The organism is Rhodococcus sp. LB1 (assembly GCF_001583455.1).
Taxonomy (GTDB): Bacteria; Actinomycetota; Actinomycetes; order Mycobacteriales; family Mycobacteriaceae; genus Rhodococcus_F; species Rhodococcus_F opacus.
The window spans coordinates 1-15,525 of the sequence record NZ_LTCZ01000064.1; the positions used below are offsets into that span (position 1 = coordinate 1).

15 protein-coding genes and 1 pseudogene are annotated in these 15,525 nt (G+C 67.3%); 6 read left to right on the plus strand and 10 right to left on the minus strand.

What is annotated here, in order from left to right; genetic code table 11:
- Nucleotides 1-42 precede the first annotated feature (42 nt).
- The 5 genes from AZG88_RS12030 to AZG88_RS12050 form a co-directional block, all read right to left on the minus strand.
- Nucleotides 43-1,194 (minus strand): acyl-CoA dehydrogenase family protein, encoded by a 1,152-nt coding sequence (locus tag AZG88_RS12030; RefSeq protein WP_061042175.1) that lies wholly within the window; start codon nt 1,192-1,194, stop codon nt 43-45.
- Between the two features lie 55 nt (nt 1,195-1,249).
- A complete protein-coding gene (locus AZG88_RS12035) occupies nt 1,250-1,891 on the minus strand; it encodes a TetR/AcrR family transcriptional regulator (RefSeq protein ID WP_005248950.1) in 642 nt (213 codons plus the stop codon).
- 10 nt (nt 1,892-1,901) lie between these two features.
- Nucleotides 1,902-2,663: a 3-hydroxyacyl-CoA dehydrogenase gene (locus AZG88_RS12040; protein ID WP_005264856.1), complete on the minus strand. Its 762-nt coding sequence runs from the start codon at nt 2,661-2,663 to the stop codon at nt 1,902-1,904.
- A 38-nt stretch (nt 2,664-2,701) separates the two neighbouring features.
- On the minus strand, nt 2,702-3,895 hold the full coding sequence (locus tag AZG88_RS12045) for a thiolase family protein (RefSeq protein WP_061697798.1): 1,194 nt from the start codon (nt 3,893-3,895) through the stop codon (nt 2,702-2,704).
- Nucleotides 3,896-3,968: 73 nt separating this feature from the next.
- Entirely contained in the window at nt 3,969-4,769 is an 801-nt protein-coding gene (locus AZG88_RS12050) for a crotonase/enoyl-CoA hydratase family protein (RefSeq protein WP_061697799.1), read from the minus strand.
- A 148-nt stretch (nt 4,770-4,917) separates the two neighbouring features.
- On the opposite strand from AZG88_RS12050, the gene AZG88_RS12055 reads away from it, so the two are divergent.
- Genes AZG88_RS12055 through AZG88_RS12065 form a run of 3 tightly spaced genes read left to right on the plus strand, consistent with a single transcriptional unit; the run spans nt 4,918 to nt 8,253 of the window.
- On the plus strand, nt 4,918-5,889 hold the full coding sequence (locus AZG88_RS12055) for an NADPH:quinone oxidoreductase family protein (RefSeq protein WP_061697800.1): 972 nt from the start codon (nt 4,918-4,920) through the stop codon (nt 5,887-5,889).
- Between the two features lie 11 nt (nt 5,890-5,900).
- Complete coding sequence (locus AZG88_RS12060; protein ID WP_061697801.1) at nt 5,901-6,683, plus strand: enoyl-CoA hydratase; 783 nt, start codon at nt 5,901-5,903, stop codon at nt 6,681-6,683.
- Between the two features lie 10 nt (nt 6,684-6,693).
- Nucleotides 6,694-8,253, plus strand: coding sequence for a long-chain-fatty-acid--CoA ligase (locus tag AZG88_RS12065; RefSeq protein ID WP_061697802.1), 1,560 nt, complete (start codon nt 6,694-6,696; stop codon nt 8,251-8,253).
- Here AZG88_RS12065 and AZG88_RS12070 read toward each other — a convergent pair.
- From AZG88_RS12070 to AZG88_RS12090, 5 genes are all read right to left on the minus strand, one after another.
- The gene (locus tag AZG88_RS12070; RefSeq protein ID WP_061697803.1) at nt 8,250-9,188 is read right to left on the minus strand and encodes an alpha/beta hydrolase; all 939 of its coding nucleotides are present in this window, start codon (nt 9,186-9,188) and stop codon (nt 8,250-8,252) included. The genes AZG88_RS12065 and AZG88_RS12070 overlap by 4 nt on opposite strands.
- A gap of 102 nt (nt 9,189-9,290) precedes the next feature.
- Nucleotides 9,291-9,734: an SRPBCC family protein gene (locus AZG88_RS12075; protein ID WP_025431629.1), complete on the minus strand. Its 444-nt coding sequence runs from the start codon at nt 9,732-9,734 to the stop codon at nt 9,291-9,293.
- A 2-nt stretch (nt 9,735-9,736) separates the two neighbouring features.
- A complete protein-coding gene (locus AZG88_RS12080; RefSeq protein ID WP_061697804.1) occupies nt 9,737-11,290 on the minus strand; it encodes a succinic semialdehyde dehydrogenase in 1,554 nt (517 codons plus the stop codon).
- 80 nt (nt 11,291-11,370) lie between these two features.
- Entirely contained in the window at nt 11,371-11,766 is a 396-nt protein-coding gene (locus AZG88_RS12085; protein WP_061697805.1) for a low affinity iron permease family protein, read from the minus strand.
- Between the two features lie 60 nt (nt 11,767-11,826).
- Entirely contained in the window at nt 11,827-11,964 is a 138-nt protein-coding gene (locus AZG88_RS12090; protein ID WP_192817855.1) for a hypothetical protein, read from the minus strand.
- 562 nt (nt 11,965-12,526) lie between these two features.
- Between AZG88_RS12090 and AZG88_RS55520 the strand changes: the two are divergent.
- From AZG88_RS55520 to AZG88_RS12105, 3 genes and pseudogenes are all read left to right on the plus strand, one after another.
- A pseudogene (locus tag AZG88_RS55520) lies at nt 12,527-12,847 on the plus strand (AAA family ATPase); the annotation flags it as partial.
- A 118-nt stretch (nt 12,848-12,965) separates the two neighbouring features.
- Nucleotides 12,966-13,358 (plus strand): hypothetical protein, encoded by a 393-nt coding sequence (locus AZG88_RS53510; RefSeq protein WP_061697806.1) that lies wholly within the window; start codon nt 12,966-12,968, stop codon nt 13,356-13,358.
- 403 nt (nt 13,359-13,761) lie between these two features.
- Nucleotides 13,762-15,333 (plus strand): IS1634 family transposase, encoded by a 1,572-nt coding sequence (locus AZG88_RS12105; protein WP_061697808.1) that lies wholly within the window; start codon nt 13,762-13,764, stop codon nt 15,331-15,333.
- Nucleotides 15,334-15,525 lie beyond the last annotated feature (192 nt).

The following is a 15,525-nucleotide window of genomic DNA, read 5'->3' on the forward strand; positions in this document are numbered from 1 at the left end:
GAGTCCAGAGACTCGTCAACCACGCACGGGCGGCGGAGCCGCCTATCCTGCCGCGATGTCGCGGCCGATGATTTCCTTCATGATCTCGGTGGTTCCGCCGTAGATCGTCTGGATCCGGCTGTCGACGTACGCGCGGCCGATGGGGTACTCCATCATGTAGCCGTAGCCGCCGTGCAACTGGACGCAGCGGTCGACGACACGCTTCTGCAGCTCACTGGCCCACCACTTGCCCTTCGACGCGTCGACGGCGGTGAGTTCGTCTGCGTTCGAGGCGAGTACGCACCGGTCGATGTGCGATTCGGTCACCTCGATCTCGGTGAGCATCTCCGCCAGCGCGAACCGGGTGTTCTGCAGGTCGCCGATCGGCTTCCCGAACGCCTTGCGCTCGAACACGTAGTCCCTCGTCCACTGGTAGGCGGCCTTCGCGGCGGCAATCGCGTTGACCGCGATCGAAATGCGTTCGAGTGGCAGGTTTTCCATGAGGTGAACGAAGCCGCGACCCTCGGTGCCGAGCAGATTGGTGGCGGGCACCCGCACGTCCTCGAACACGAGCTCGGCCGTGTCCTGACCGGCCAGGCCGACCTTGTGCAGCTTGCGGCCCCGGCTGAAACCGGGCATGCCCCGCTCCACGACGAGGAGCGAGAACCCCTTGGAACCGGCGCCCGGGTCGGTACGGGCGACGACGATGACCAGGTCCGAGTGAATGCCGTTGGTGATGAACGTCTTCTGCCCGTTGATCACCCACTCGTCGCCGTCGCGCACCGCGGTGGTCTTCACGCCCTGCAGGTCGCTGCCGGCGCCGGGCTCGGTCATCGCGATGGCGCCGATCAGCTCGCCCGCGGCCATGCCGGGCAGCCACCGCTGCTTCTGCTCGTCCGTGCCGAGGTTCACGATGTACGGGATGGCGATGTCGTCCTGGAGGGACAGTCCCGAACCGAACGACGTCGTCGCGGTGCGGGCGATCTCCTCGGCGACGACGTACCGGAAGCGGTAGTCGGTGACGCCCGAACCGCCGAACTCCTCGGGCACGCCGAGTCCGACGATCCCGGACTTGCCGGCCGCCAGCCACGCCGAGCGGTCGATGAGCCGGTCCGACTCCCACCGTTCGTAATTCGGCTCGATCTCGCGGGCGAGGAACTCGCGCACGGTCTCCCGGTACGCTTCGTGATCCTTCTCGAAAAGGGTGCGCTGCATGGCCTCTCCTTGTCGCCGGGACGAGCTCGTCCGGCTCGGTGGACCCGGCGCGATGTCAGTGGGCGGGTAGATACCCGACGGTGTGTAGGGCGATGTCGACGTAGCGGCCGGCGACCTGCTCGGGGGTCAGTGCTCCACCGAGCTGGAACCAGCGTGGAATGGACTGGCACATCCCGAGGAGGGCGCGCACGGTCTCGGGGACGTCCCCGCTGTGGAACACGTCGCGGGCGACGCCGTCGGCGACGAGGTCGATCATCATCAGTTCGAGCCGCTTGCGGGTCGCGGCGTAGCGGCTGCGGCTGTCGGCCGAGACGTGCCGCAACTCGGTGTCGAGGGAGACGTGCCGCACCCGGTACGTCATGTACAGGACGATCGCCTCGACGACGTTGGAGAATTGGGCCACCACGTCGTCGCCGGCCTCGCGGGCGGCTGCCTCGGCGCGGTCGTTCAGTTCGCGCATCTGCATTTCGAACAGGGCCACGAGAACGGCTTCCTTGCTCTCGTGGTGGTAGTACAGGGCCGGAACGGTCACCCCGACACGACGGGCGATCTGCCGCACCGTCGTGCCGTGGTAACCGTTCTCGTTGAACAGATCCAATGCCTGCTCGAGGATGGGCGTCAGCGGCAGGGCCTCGAACGTCCGCCAGTCGGCGTACACCGGCTCCGTCACGGTCGGCCCGTCCTCGCGCAGAGTCACAGGTCGCCGATCAGCGCGGTGCCATGCGGATGGCGCCGTCGAGACGGATGGTCTCGCCGTTGAGCATCGGGTTGCTGACGATGTGCGCGGCGAGCGCGCCGTACTCGGACGGGTCGCCGAGACGCGACGGGTGCGGAACCTGACCGCCGAGCGACTGCTGCGCGGCCTCCGGCAGGGATCCGAGCAGCGGCGTCTTGAACAGGCCGGGAGCGATCGTGTTGACGCGGATCAGCAGCGACGCGAGGTCGCGGGCGATCGGCAGGGTCATACCGACGACGCCACCCTTGGACGCGGAGTACGCGGCCTGACCGATCTGGCCCTCGTATGCGGCGACGGAGGCGGTGTTGATGATGACGCCGCGCTCGCCGTCGATCGGCTCGTTCTTCGAGATGCGCTCGGCGGCAAGGCGGATCACGTTGAACGTGCCGATGAGGTTGACGGTGACGATCTTGGTGAAGTCGGCCAGCGGGAACGCGCCGTTCTTGCTCACGGTCTTGATGGCGTTGCCGATGCCGGCGCAGTTCACGGCGACACGCAGCGGTCCGAGCGACTCCGCGACATCGAGTGCGGCGGACACGTCGGCCTCGCTGGTGACGTCGCCGGCGGCGAAGCGCACGCGGTCGCCGAGTTCCTTGGCGACGGTCTCACCGTTGGACGAGGGCAGGTCGATGATGACGACGCTGGCGCCGTCGGCGAGCAGGGCCTTGGTGGTGGCCAGGCCGAGGCCGGAGGCACCGCCGGTGACGAGTGCGACGCTGTCGTTGACGATCATGTCTATACCTTTCGGAAGCAGGGTTTTCGGGAGGTAGGTCAGATGCGTTCGATGATGGTGGCGTTGGCCATGCCCGCGCCCTCGCACATGGTCTGCAGGCCGTAGCGTCCGCCGGTGGCCTCGAGGTTGTTGACCAGGGTGCTCAGCAGGCGGGTGCCCGACGAGCCGAGTGCGTGCCCGAGCGCGATGGCGCCGCCCCACGGGTTGAGCTTGGCCGGGTCGGCCCCGAATTCGTGCGCCCACGCCAGCGGCACCGGCGCGAACGCCTCGTTGACCTCGTAGGCGTCGATGTCGTCGATGCTCAGCCCCGACTTCGCGAGGATCTTCTTGGTCGCCGGGATCGGCGCGGTGAGCATGAAGACCGGGTCGTCACCGGCAACGGCGAACGAATGGAACCGGGCCCGCGGGGTCAGCCCCAGCCTCGACGCCATCTCCTCGCTCATGATCAGCGCCGCGGACGCGCCGTCGGTCAGCGGCGACGAGTTGCCCGGGGTGATGTGCCACTGCGCCTCGGGGAACCGGGCCGCGTACTTCTCGGAGTAGAACGACGACTTCAGCCCGGACAGTCCCTCGGCGGTGGTGGAGGCGCGCACGGTCTCGTCAGCGGTGTGCGTCACCGTCTCACCGGCGGCGTTGGTGACCGAGATCGGGACGATCTCCTTGTCGAACAAGCCCTTCGACAACGCGTCGGCGGCCCGCTGATGCGACTGCGCGGAGAACGCGTCGAGGGTGTCCCGGTCGAACTTCCACTTGGCGGCGATCAGTTCGGCGGAGATGCCCTGGTTGACCAGTCCCTCGGGGTAGCGGGCGGCGATGCCCGGGCCGGACGCGTCCTGACCGATGGTCGTCGTGCCCATCGGAACGCGGGACATCGACTCCACACCGCAGGCGATCACGATGTCGTAGGCGCCGGCGATCACGCCCTGCGCGGCGAAGTGCGCCGCCTGCTGGCTCGAGCCGCACTGGCGGTCGACGGTGGTGGCCGGAACCGAATCCGGGAATCCGGCCGACAGCACCGCCGTCCTGGAGATGTTGAGGGCCTGCTCGCCGGCCTGTCCGACGCAGCCGCCGATGACATCGTCGACCTGTGCGGGGTCGATGCCGTTGCGTTCGACGATGCTGCGGAGCACGTGCGCCAGCAGTTCGACCGGGTGCGTGCCGGACAGCGCACCGCCCGGCTTGCCCTTACCGGAGGCGAGGCGGACGACGTCCACGATGACAGCGTTGGTCATGATGTTCCCTTTCGATGGTGTGCGGCTGCGCCAAGTACTTATTAACCGCGGGGCGTTAACAAGTACTCACGGGTCAGCGGCCCTGCCAGACCGGCTGGCGCTTCTCGGCGAAGGCCGTGGGGCCTTCCTTGGCGTCGGCGCTGGTGAAGATGGTGGCGATGGCGGCGTTGTTCGCCTCCCATGCCCGGTCGCCCCAGTCGGGTTCGGTTGCGGTGCGGTGGATCATGGCCTTCGATTCGCGCACCGACAGCGGAGCGTTCGCGGCGATCTGCTCGGCGAGTTCGAGCGCGACGTCGAGGGCGGTGCCTGCCGGGGCCACGCGGTTGACCAGGCCCAGCTCCTTGCCCTGCGCCGCGCTGATCGGTTCGCCGGTGAGCGCGATCTCCAGCGCGACCTTCTTCGGGATCTGCTGCTGCAGGCGGATCACACCGCCCGCGGCGGCGAACAGTCCGCGCTTGACCTCGGGAAGCCCGAGCTTCGCCTCCTCATCGACGACCGCGAGGTCACTGGCGAGCACCAGTTCGGTGCCGCCGCCCAGGGCGAAGCCGTTGACCGCGGCGATGGTCGGCTTGCTGATCCAGTGCTGTGCGTATCCGGCGAATCCCCACTCAGGATGCCCGTCCGCGGCCGTGCTCTCGCCGGACGCCAGGGCCTTGAGGTCGGCGCCCGCGCAGAACGCGCGGCCGGTCCCGGTCACGACGACCACTCGTACCTCGGGGTCGTTCTCGGCCTGCTCGAGCAGACTGCCCACTGCGGTCGACAACGCACCGTTCACCGCATTGAGCGCCTTGGGGCGGTTCAGCGTGATGATGCCGATGCCTCCGCGCCGCTCCCACAGTGCGGCTGCCTCCGTCGTCTCCGTCTGTTCTGGCACGTCTCATCCTCCGCCTCGGCCTGATTACTGATCGCTCGTTAAAGTTAGTACCACGGCGTCACCGGCACGGTCAATGATCGAATTTATCTAGCGCCCGTTCAGTTGCGTCTGGTATGGATATTCAGGGACCGACGGAGGAGATCACCACGTGTATGCCCAGCAATTGACCACCGCTTCCGGCCCCGCCGGAGTCCAGCTCACCGAGATCGACGAACCCGACGGAACCGGCCTCGTCGTCGTGGATCTGCACGCCGCCGGAGTGTCGTTCCCCGACCTGCTGCAGACCACCGGCAGCTACCAGATCGTCCGCGAACTGCCGTTCGTACTCGGCGTCGAGGGCGCGGGCGTGGTCCGTAGCGCACCCGAGGACAGCGGCATCCGGGCCGGGCAGCGGGTGGCCGTCCTCGCGTCGGACGGAGCGTGGCAGCAGACCGTCGCGGTGGAGCCGGACTCGGTGTTCCCGCTGCCCGATTCGGTGTCGTTGACTGCCGGGGCAGGTTTCCTGATGAACTACCTCACCGTGCACTTCGCCCTCGACGAGCGCGCCCGCTACCGCGCCGGTGAGACCGTGCTGGTGCACGGCGCCGCCGGCGGTGTCGGGGTCGCCGCACTGCAGGTCGCGGCCGCGCTGGGACTCGAGACGATCGCCGTGGTCAGCACCGAGGAGAAAGCCGGCATCGCAAAGGCCAACCGCGCCGATCACGTCGTCCTCGTGGACGGCTGGAAGGACCGGGTCCGCGACCTCACCGCAGGCCGCGGAGTCGACATCATCCTCGACCCGGTCGGCGGCGACCGTTTCACCGACAGCCTGCGCAGCCTCGCGCCCAACGGGCGGCTGGTGGTCCTCGGCTTCACCGGCGGCGAGATCCCCACCGTCAAGGTCAATCGCCTTCTCCTGCGGAACATCTCCGTTCTCGGGGCCGGCTGGGGCGAGTACGTGCGCACCAACCCCGGCTACACGACCAGGCAGTGGGCGGGCCTGGGCCCGCTCCTCGAATCGGGGGCGCTGCAGATCGCCGAGCCGACCACCTACTCGTTCGAACACGCCTGTGACGCGCTGCGGACGCTCGAAACCCGGTCCGCCACCGGCAAGATCGCCCTCTCCGTCCGCCCTTCCTGACAAGGATCCCCATGAGCTCCGACATTCCCGGCGTGGACACGACCGTCGACGACGGCGTCCTCCGCGTCACCCTCGACCGTCCCGCCCGCATGAACGCCGTCACCACTGAAACCCTCGTCGCCGTCGCCGACGCATTCGACAAGCATGCGGGCGACGCGGAGGTGCGGGCCGCCGTCCTCACCGGCACCGGTCGTGCGTTCTGCACGGGTGCGGACCTGGGTGGCGAGAACGTCTCCGGCCCGCCGTCGTCCGCGACGATCGACGCCGCGAACCGCACGGCGGCCGCGATTCGCGCGTTCCCCCGGCCCGTGATCGGCGCGGTCAACGGGCCAGCCGCCGGCGTCGGGGTCTCCCTCGCCCTGGCCTGCGACCTCACGATCGCCACCGAGTCGAGCTATTTCCTGCTCGCGTTCACGAAGGTCGGCCTGATGCCGGACGGCGGTGCCACCGCACTGGTCGCCGCGTCGGTCGGTCGCGCTCGCGCACTGAAGATGGCGCTTCTGGCGGAACGACTGCCCGCACGTGAGGCTCTCGCGGCCGGTTTGATCGCCGACGTGGTCCCCGACGACGAGTTCGCCGCGACAGTCGACGCCCTCGCGCGACGTCTCGCCGACGGACCGTCGGAGGCCTTCCACTTCACCAAGGACGCGGTCAACGACGCCACCCTCTTCGAACTCGACAACGCGTTCGCCCGCGAGCGCACGGGCCAGCTCGACCTCCTCGCCGCCCCCGATTTCCGGGAAGGTGTCGCGGCGTTCCTGGACAAGCGTCCCGCCGTGTTCGGCCGCGGCTGAGGACCTCACGATGAGTGCGATGTCGAACGCTCAGCCCTTCGCCTCCCGGCGCACCCACTGGGCCAATCATGTTGCCCGGCACGCCTTCGCGAAACCCGATGCCGTGGCACTCAGGTTCCGGGGCACGTCGACCACCTGGCGTGAGCTCGAGGACCGCAGCGCGAGGACGGCAGCCGTCCTCGCCGCCCGCGGTGTCGGCCGCGGCGACCGGGTCGTGCTGCTGCTGACCAACCGCCCCGAGTTCCTCGAGGTGATGGTGGCCGCGACTCGCCTGGGTGCGATCGCGGTGCCCGTGAACTTCCGGCTCAGCCCGGGCGAAGTGCGGTTCATCGTCGCCGACAGCGACGCCACCGTCGTGGTCGTCGAGGATTCACTCACCGCTCTCGCCGCGGAGGTCGACGACAGCGTGCCGGTTCTCGTGGTCGGCGACACGCCCGACGACACCTCGCTCGAGACGCAGTTGCGCGCAGCCGATCCCGACGTCCCGATCGCGGACGTGGCGGAAGACTCCCCCGCCGCCATCATGTACACGTCCGGCACCACCGGACGTCCGAAGGGTGCGGTGCTGTCGCACCTCAATCTGCAGGCGCAGGCACTGACTCTCATCCGGGGATGGCGACTGTTCGACACCGAGTCCGAGGTCAACCTGGTCTCGTCCCCGCTGTTCCACATCGCAGCCCTCGGCAGCGTCGGGCCGTTCCTGCTGATCGGCGCCACCATCGTGATCCACCCGACCGGTGCGTTCGATGCGACCGACGTGCTCGACACACTCGAGCGTGAGCGGGTGACCAGCGTGTTCATGGTGCCCACCCAGTGGCAGGCCATCCTCGACGACGTCGGCCCCGACGGTCGGGACCTCGCCCTGCGGGTACTGGGCTGGGGAGCCGCGCCGGCCACACCGACCCTCCTCGACCGCTTGTACGCCGCCTTCCCGGACGCCGCGATCGTCGCGTTCTTCGGGCAGACCGAGATGTCCCCGGTGACGTGCATGCTCGACGGCAAGGACGCCGTGCGGAAGATCGGGTCGGTCGGGAGGCCGGTCGACACCGTGGCGATGCGTGTCGTCGGCGAGGCGATGAACGACGTGGCGCAGGGCGAGATCGGTGAGATCGTCTACCGCGGACCGGGACTCATGGAGGGGTACTGGCGGAACCCCGAGGCCACCGCGGACGCGTTCGACGGCGGCTGGTTCCACTCCGGCGATCTCGTGCGGGTGGACTCGGATGGGTTCGTGTACGTGGTGGACCGCAAGAAGGACATGATCATCTCGGGTGGGGAGAACATCTACTGCGCCGAGGTCGAGAATGCCCTTGCCGCGCACCCGGACATCCTGGATGTCGCCGTTGTCGGGCGGACCGACGAGCGCTGGGGTGAGGTTCCCGTCGCGGTCGTCGTCCCGCGGGCCGGGGCGGCACTCGAAGTCGACGTCCTCGCGGACTGGCTCGACGGCCGGGTCGCCCGCTACAAGCGGCCCAAATTCGTCGAGGTCCTCCCCCAACTGCCTCGCAACGCCAGCGGGAAGGTCGTCAAAGGCGTTCTGCGCGAACAGTTCGGCACGGTGAGTAGCTAGGCACGGAGGTGGCGGACGAGGAAGTCGGTCTCGTCCGCGACCACCCGCTCGAAGAGCTCGCCGAAGTAGGGGTCGAAATGACCGCCCGGGTACACGTGCACCTCGGCGTCGGGGGTCTTGGCCGCGGCCTTCTTCGCGCTGCGGGTGAACGTGACGACGTCGTGGTCGGCGATGGCGAAGAAGACGGGGCAGGCGATCTTCGCGACCGTCGTCGTCGGCCGGTACAGCGCTGCCTGTAACGCCACCCGCCCCGGAGTCTCGTTGCGCCACGTCGAACCGGGCGGATCCATCCGGTGATATCCCGCCTCCGCGTCGGGTGTGGTCATGGCCGCGAACGAGCCCGGTGGCCCGACGACGGGAAACATGTACGGCGGCCTGCGTCGCAGCTGGGCGTACCGGTCCCGCAGGTAGGCGACCGCCATGCGGCCGAGCCCGGCCACGCCGAGTCGCGGAAGGTTCGTCAGACCGTCGACGTACGGAACCTGCGACACGACCGCGGCCACGCGCCGGTCCCGCGCGGCCGCCGTCAGGACGAGTCCGCCGGACAGTGACGTGCCCCAGAGCGCGACCCGGCTGGGGTCGATGTCCGGGCGGCTGCGCACGAACGCGACGGCACTGTCCCAGTCGTCGAGTTGGCTGTCGATGTCGAGCAGTTGGCGGGGTTCGCCGTCGCTGGCACCGAAGTAGCGGTAGTCGAACACCAGCGCGGCGACTCCCGCGGCCGCGAACCGTTCCGCGAACGCGTCGAGTCTCTGCTCGCGTACCCCGCTCCAGCCGTGCGCGAGCACCACACAGGGTGCTGCCGTGGGAGTTTCGGATCGGCGCCGGTACAGCCAGGCCGCGCAGCGCTGTCCCCGCGAGGAGAACCACACGTCCTCACGGCGGACGTCAGGGCACGACCGACCAGCTTCGACGGGTGTCGGCCGAGGATTCATGGGAGGCGCCTCCGAGAGGTGTGAACAGCGTCCAGTCTCAGGCCCTGCGCACAGCGCCGCCAGCCACCCTAGGGTGAAGAATCGGCACCCCAGGGTGGAAAATCAGCTCTCGAGGGCGACTTTCATGCGCTCGAGGGTCTGCCTCATCCCGTCCCGCATCAGTTGGTCGCGGTTGCTGCCCAGCACCTTCGACTTCTGCACCAGCCGCACCCACCAGACGGGCGTCGCGTAGATCTCCCGGGTCTCGGTGACGAGCGTGCCGGCGCCGGAGGGTTCGAGGTGATACGTCCAGCGTGCCTTCGGCTCGTCCGCCTCGAACGAGAACCTCTGGCCCGGAACGACATCCACGACGGTGCAGTGGGTCTTCCACCGCACCGCCCCGTGCCGGTTGGCGCCGACGAACTGCGCCCCCACGGTCACCCGAGTGCCGGACGTCCAGCGCGCCCCGGTGTTCTCGGGACTGAACCGGCCCATGCCCTCCACGTCGGTCACCACGTCCCACACCTCGCCGGGCGGGACGTCGATCAGGATGCTCGCGCTGTCCACGTCTAGCGGCCCGGAATCCACTGCAGCGCCTTCACGAAAGGCGGCATGATCTTGGCCCACACCTTCGGCGACAGTCCACGCGGACCGCCGAGGTTGAGGATGCGGGTGGTGGCGATGGTCTGCGGTTCGGTGTACTTGAGGAGCCCGTCGTCGCCGTGGCGGCGGCCGACACCGGACACTCCCATGCCGCCCATCGGCGCACCGGTGCTGCCCCATGCGGGGGCGTAGCCCTCGTCGACGTTGACGGTTCCGGCGTGGATCCGGGCGGCGATGGCCTCGCCCTCCGCCTTGGTTCCCGCCCACACGCTGGCGTTCAGGCCGTACTCGGTGTCGTTGGCGCGTTCGATCGCCTCGTCCACGTCGGCGACGGGGTAGATCGAGACCAGCGGTCCGAACGTCTCGTCGCGGTAGCACTCGGCGTCCTCGGGAACACCGGTCAGGACGGTCGGCTCGTAGAACAGGGGGCCGAGGTCGGGGCGCGCCTTGCCGCCGGCGACCACGGTGGCGCCCTTGACGACCGCGTCGTCGACGTGGCTGGACACGGCCTTGACCTGGGCCTCGGACACGAGGCTGCCCATTTCGATGCCGAAGTCGTAGCCGGCGCCGAGCTTCATGTTGCGGACGCGTTCCCCGAACATCCGGGTGAACTCGGGTGCGATGGACTCCTCGACGTAGATCCGCTCGATCGAGATGCACAGCTGCCCGGAGTTGGAGTAGCAGGCGCGGACTGCGGCGTCGGTGACCTCACGGAGGTTCGCGCCGGCGGTGACGATCATCGGGTTCTTGCCGCCGAGTTCGGCGGAGAAGCCGATGAGACGGCGACCGGCCTGCTCGGCGAGGAGCTGACCCGTGGCCGAGGACCCGGTGAACATCAGGTACTCGGTGTTCTCGACGAGGGCGGTGCCGACCACCGAGCCCGGTCCGGGGACGACGGCGAACAGGTCGCGCGGCAGCCCCGCCTGGTACAGCAGGTCGACGCAGGCCAGGGCGCAGTACGGGGTCTGGCTGTCGGGCTTGAGGACGACGGCGTTGCCGGCGAGGAGCGCGGCGACGGCGTCGGACACCGCGAGCGTCATGGGGTAGTTCCACGGCGAGATGACGCCGACGACGCCCTTCGGCTGGTACCGCACGACCGTCTTGGTGAGGCCGGGCAGCATGCCGGAGATGCGGCGGGGCCGCAGCAGCTTGGGGGCGACGCGCGCGTAGTGGCGGGCGGTCATCGAGATGTCGAGGACCTCCTCCTGCGCGGCGGCGCGGGACTTGCCCGTCTCGGCCTGAGCCATGTCCATCAGGGCGTCGCGGTTCTCGAGCACCAGGTCGCGGTAGCGGTGGAAGATCGCGGCGCGTTCCGTGACGGGACGCGTGGCCCATTCCTTCTGCGCCACCCGGGCACGTGCGATCGCGTCCTGGGCGTCCTGAGCGGTACCGACCGGGACGGTGGCCAGTTCCTTACCCGTGAACGCCTCGACGACGGATCGCGTCGGGCGATCCGCCGTATCCGGGATGGCGATGAGGTCGGCGAGCCGCGCGAACGTGGCGGCGGACGGAACAGGCATTTCGTACCCCTACTGGTTAGTAGTTTTTGCGGTTACACATAACTTACCTGCTTGGTGTGCCAAGTCACAGGGGCGGATGGCTAGTGCCGGTCTTCGAGCCCGACAGCCTCCCGCAACTTCTCCTCCGCCTTCTTCAGCTCGGGATTGTCCCGGGCGGAGGAATCGAGCAGGGCGGCGAGCGCCTCGGCGATGACGTTCAGTTTCTCCTGCAGAGCCTCGGTGGCCCGGCGGCTGGCATTCTCGAGCAGGACCACGAGAAGCAACGTGAAGACGGCACCGGCGGTGTGGATGGCGATCTGCCACTCGTGGAGATCCTTCCAGAGCGGAATGCTGACGACCCACAGCGCGACCACTCCGGCGCAGATCCCGAAGAAAGGCGCCTGACTGACCCGGAGTTCGATCTGCTCGACGAACCTGTCGAACGCCGAACGCTGATCGGTGGGCTGCTGACGTGCAGCCTTCGCGTTGCGCACCATCTTCGGAGTCTAGGCGCAGCCACCACTCCGGATATGCCCGTTTCAGCTGATATGCCCGTTTCAGGGCATGGCGACGTTCAGCGCAAGACCGCCGACCGGGTAGTACATCCGGTCCCGTGCGGCCGCACGTATCCCTGTCTTGGGCTTGCGTAGCGACTCGTTGGTGACCTTCGACGGAATACCCGTGGTGAACAACATGAACTCGTGATTCATACGCTGGGAAGTCGACCGCGCCGACGACGCCATCGACATCCTTTGGGACCTTTTCGAGGCCGAATTTGCGTACGCCGAATCCCGGAGCGAGGCCAACCTAGAACGGCTGATCACCGCATTCGATGCGGCCGCCACAGGTCAGACACGCATGCTGACGATGGCGCGTACTGGGTCAGGCCAGAAACCTATACCACCTTCGATGGCGTCAACGTAAATCTTCTCGCGAACAAGTACGGCGACGTTGCCGCGCAGCTCAACCTCGAGGGCAAGATCTCCGGTGAGGACTTCCTGGCCAACACCGAGACCATCAGCGCCTGGCTCTCGTCCCCGGATTCTCCGTTCGACACGCCACCGGAGCTTTCGCCGCGTGGCATTTCCAAGCGATCAGCGACGCGCCACAGGCGCCCGCCGACGACATCACAGCCGCCGCGGACGTCGAGTCAGCGGACTCGGTACCGAGGCGACAGCGCGGGAAGTCGCATCGGAGTACGTCGTCGCCGACATCATTGCCGATGGCTCTTTCCTCGACATTCAACTCCTGGAATCGATGATTGAGGCCGTGAAGTCGAAGAAGAACATCATCTGGCAAGGGCCACCCGGAACCGGCAAGACGTGGCTCGCCCGACGCCTTGGCTGGGTGCTGTGCAACAAGCGTCAATCCGACCGGATAACCCTCCTGCAGTTTCACCCGTCGATGTCCTACGAAGACTTCATCCGCGGGTTCCGGCCCGGCTCCGACGGCAAACTCACCCTGATCGACGGCCCTCTGCTCACCGCCTCCCAGAACGCCCGCCAAGACTCCGAACACGACTACGTCGTGGTCATCGAGGAGATCAACCGCGGCAACCCCGCACAGATCTTCCGCGAGATGCTCACCCTGCTCGACCACGACAAGCGCGACCCCGAGAACGCGCTGAACCTCGCCTACCCCCGGGGGCGGGGAAGGACCGTTTCATCTGCCCTCGAACCTGCACGCCATCGGCACGATGAACGTCGCGGACCGGTCCCTGGCCCCGGTAGCCCACTCCCTCGCCTCGTCGGCGCGCGACAGTCCGCCGAGTGTGTGCACGTCGGCCTCACGCAAAGTCGACATAGCGCTACGGCGGCGATTCGCCTTCTTCGACCTGGAGCCGGAGTACAACGATGCCTGGCGCGAGTTCGTCATCGAACGCGGCTACGACGAATCGGTCGTTGACCGCATCGCGGTGCGGATGACCAAGCTGAACGAGGTGATCGCGGCCGACCCGAACCTCGGCAAGGACTACTGCATCGGTCATTCGTACTTCACTCCGGGATCCGTCGCCGCGTCGGGCGAGAACTTCTCGGAGCGCTGGTACCTCCTGGTGATCCAACTGGTTCGACAAGCCGCAGGTCGCTAAGGATCGCGGTGAAACTCGATCACGCGCAATTGGATATGCCAGCGGCGACTGTCACCAGGGCGGTGGAGTATCTGGTTCCCGCGAACCCTCTGTACGACATGCTGTGTACGCATCTCCACCACTTGGCCCGGACGGCCGCAGCGGCTCCGCTGCTTCTCGACCATCTCGAGGGCGCGACGGTCCGGCTCGCTCGCGTACTCGTCGCGAGCGCCGCCGACGACGACGCACGACATCGGGAGTCATTCGAGCACAGCCTGCCGGCGCGACTTCGCCTCTACATCGAGTCGATCCTCCTGAGTTGCACCAGGTTGGCCGATTTCCTGGACAGGTCCGGCATTTGTGCTGGTGGCAGCGGTGCAGGTTCGCGAAATGGCACACTAATCAGTCGGTAGACTCCACGCCCGTGGCCGCCTACATCCGCAAAGTCCGCACCGCGTCGGGAGCAACCGCGGTGCAGATCGCAGCCAAGCAAGGCCGCCGAGACAAGGTACTCGAGCACCTCGGATCAGCCCACACCGACAGCGAACTCGCCGCCCTGCTCGAGACGGCCCGCGAGAAACTACTCGCCGGCCAACAGCAACTCGACCTCGACCTCGGCACGAACACTGGCGGCAGCGCGACGATCAACGGTAAACGGTCTCGCTGGCTGATCGAGGTCATCGAGACTGCGTGGCGACACCTCGGATTCGATGTGGTCGACAACGAGGCATTCTTCCAACTGGTAGCCGCCCGTATCGTCGAGGCAACCTCCGTCGCCGACGCCGGCAGAGTGCTCGGCGAGATCGGTATCGCCCCCGCACATCGCAACACCTTCGTGCGGACCCTGCGCCGCTGCACCGCACACGGCTACCGCGACGACATCGCACGACGCTGCTTCGAACACGCCGCCGAGGCGAGTGATCTGAACCTGTTGCTCTACGACGTCACGACCTTGTACTTCGAGGCCGAGAAGGAAGATGAGCTGCGTAAGGTCGGGTACTCGAAAGAGCGTCGCGTCGACCCGCAGATCGTGGTCGGACTCCTGGTCGACCGCAACGGATTCCCCTTGGAAATAGGATGTTTCGAAGGAAACCACGCCGAGACACGCACCATTGTCCCGATCGTGCGTCAGTTCCAGGAGCGTCACAACATCGAGGACGTCGAGATGGTCATCGCCGCCGATGCCGGGATGCTGTCGGCATCGAATCTGAAGGACCTCGACGCCGCCGGACTGAAGTTCATCGTCGGGTCACGGGTGATGAAGGCACCGGCGGATCTGGCCAGCCATTTCCACTGGAACGGGGACGTGTTCACAGACGGGCAGGTCATCGATACGGTGACGCCGCGTCACGCGAAGAGCGTGGTCAACGACATCACGCGCCGCAGCGAGCCGGTGTGGGACCCCGCCGACACGTCGGCGTGGCGGGCGATCTGGGCGTACTCGAAGAAGCGTGCCGTGCGCGATAACCAGACGCTCAATGCCCAGGAGGCTCGGGCCAGGGAGGTCATCGACGGTACTCGTGCTGCTCGATCGCCGCGGTTCGTCAAGACCACCGCGAAGGGTAAGAGTCTCGATGCCGAGGGCATCGCCAGGGCGCGTTCCCTCGTTGGGCTGAAGGGCTACGTCACCAACCTTCCTGTGCCACTGATGAATCCGTATGAGGTGATGGAGAAGTATCATGACCTGTGGCAGGTCGAGCAGTCGTTCCGAATGTCGAAGACCGACCTGCGGGCGAGGCCGATCTTCAGTCACACCCGGGATTCGATCGAGGCGCACCTGACGATCGTGTTCGCTGCGTTGGCGATATCGCGTTATCTGCAGGCCGAGACCGGAATGTCGATCCGCAGAATCGTGCGTAGCCTGCGTCCGTTGCAGGAAATCACCGTCACGATTGCTGGCCACGCGCACACCGCCCTCGATCCGCTCACCGACGACGCGGCGAGCATCCTCGATTCCCTCGAAATCCCGAATCCTCGGTCAGGGTTGGCACACTAAACTGGTGCAACTCAGGTCGAGTCGATCCTCGCTGTCACCAGCCGGCGCCTCGACTGTGGTCTCCGAACGCATTTCACGCGTCGATTCCGCGACGCGTCGGCATGACTTCACGCGAGGGGCGGTGGTTGCCGGAATCGACCGACCGACAGTGTGTGCGGCATGGGTATTCGTGCCTGGGAATGCCGAAAGCCC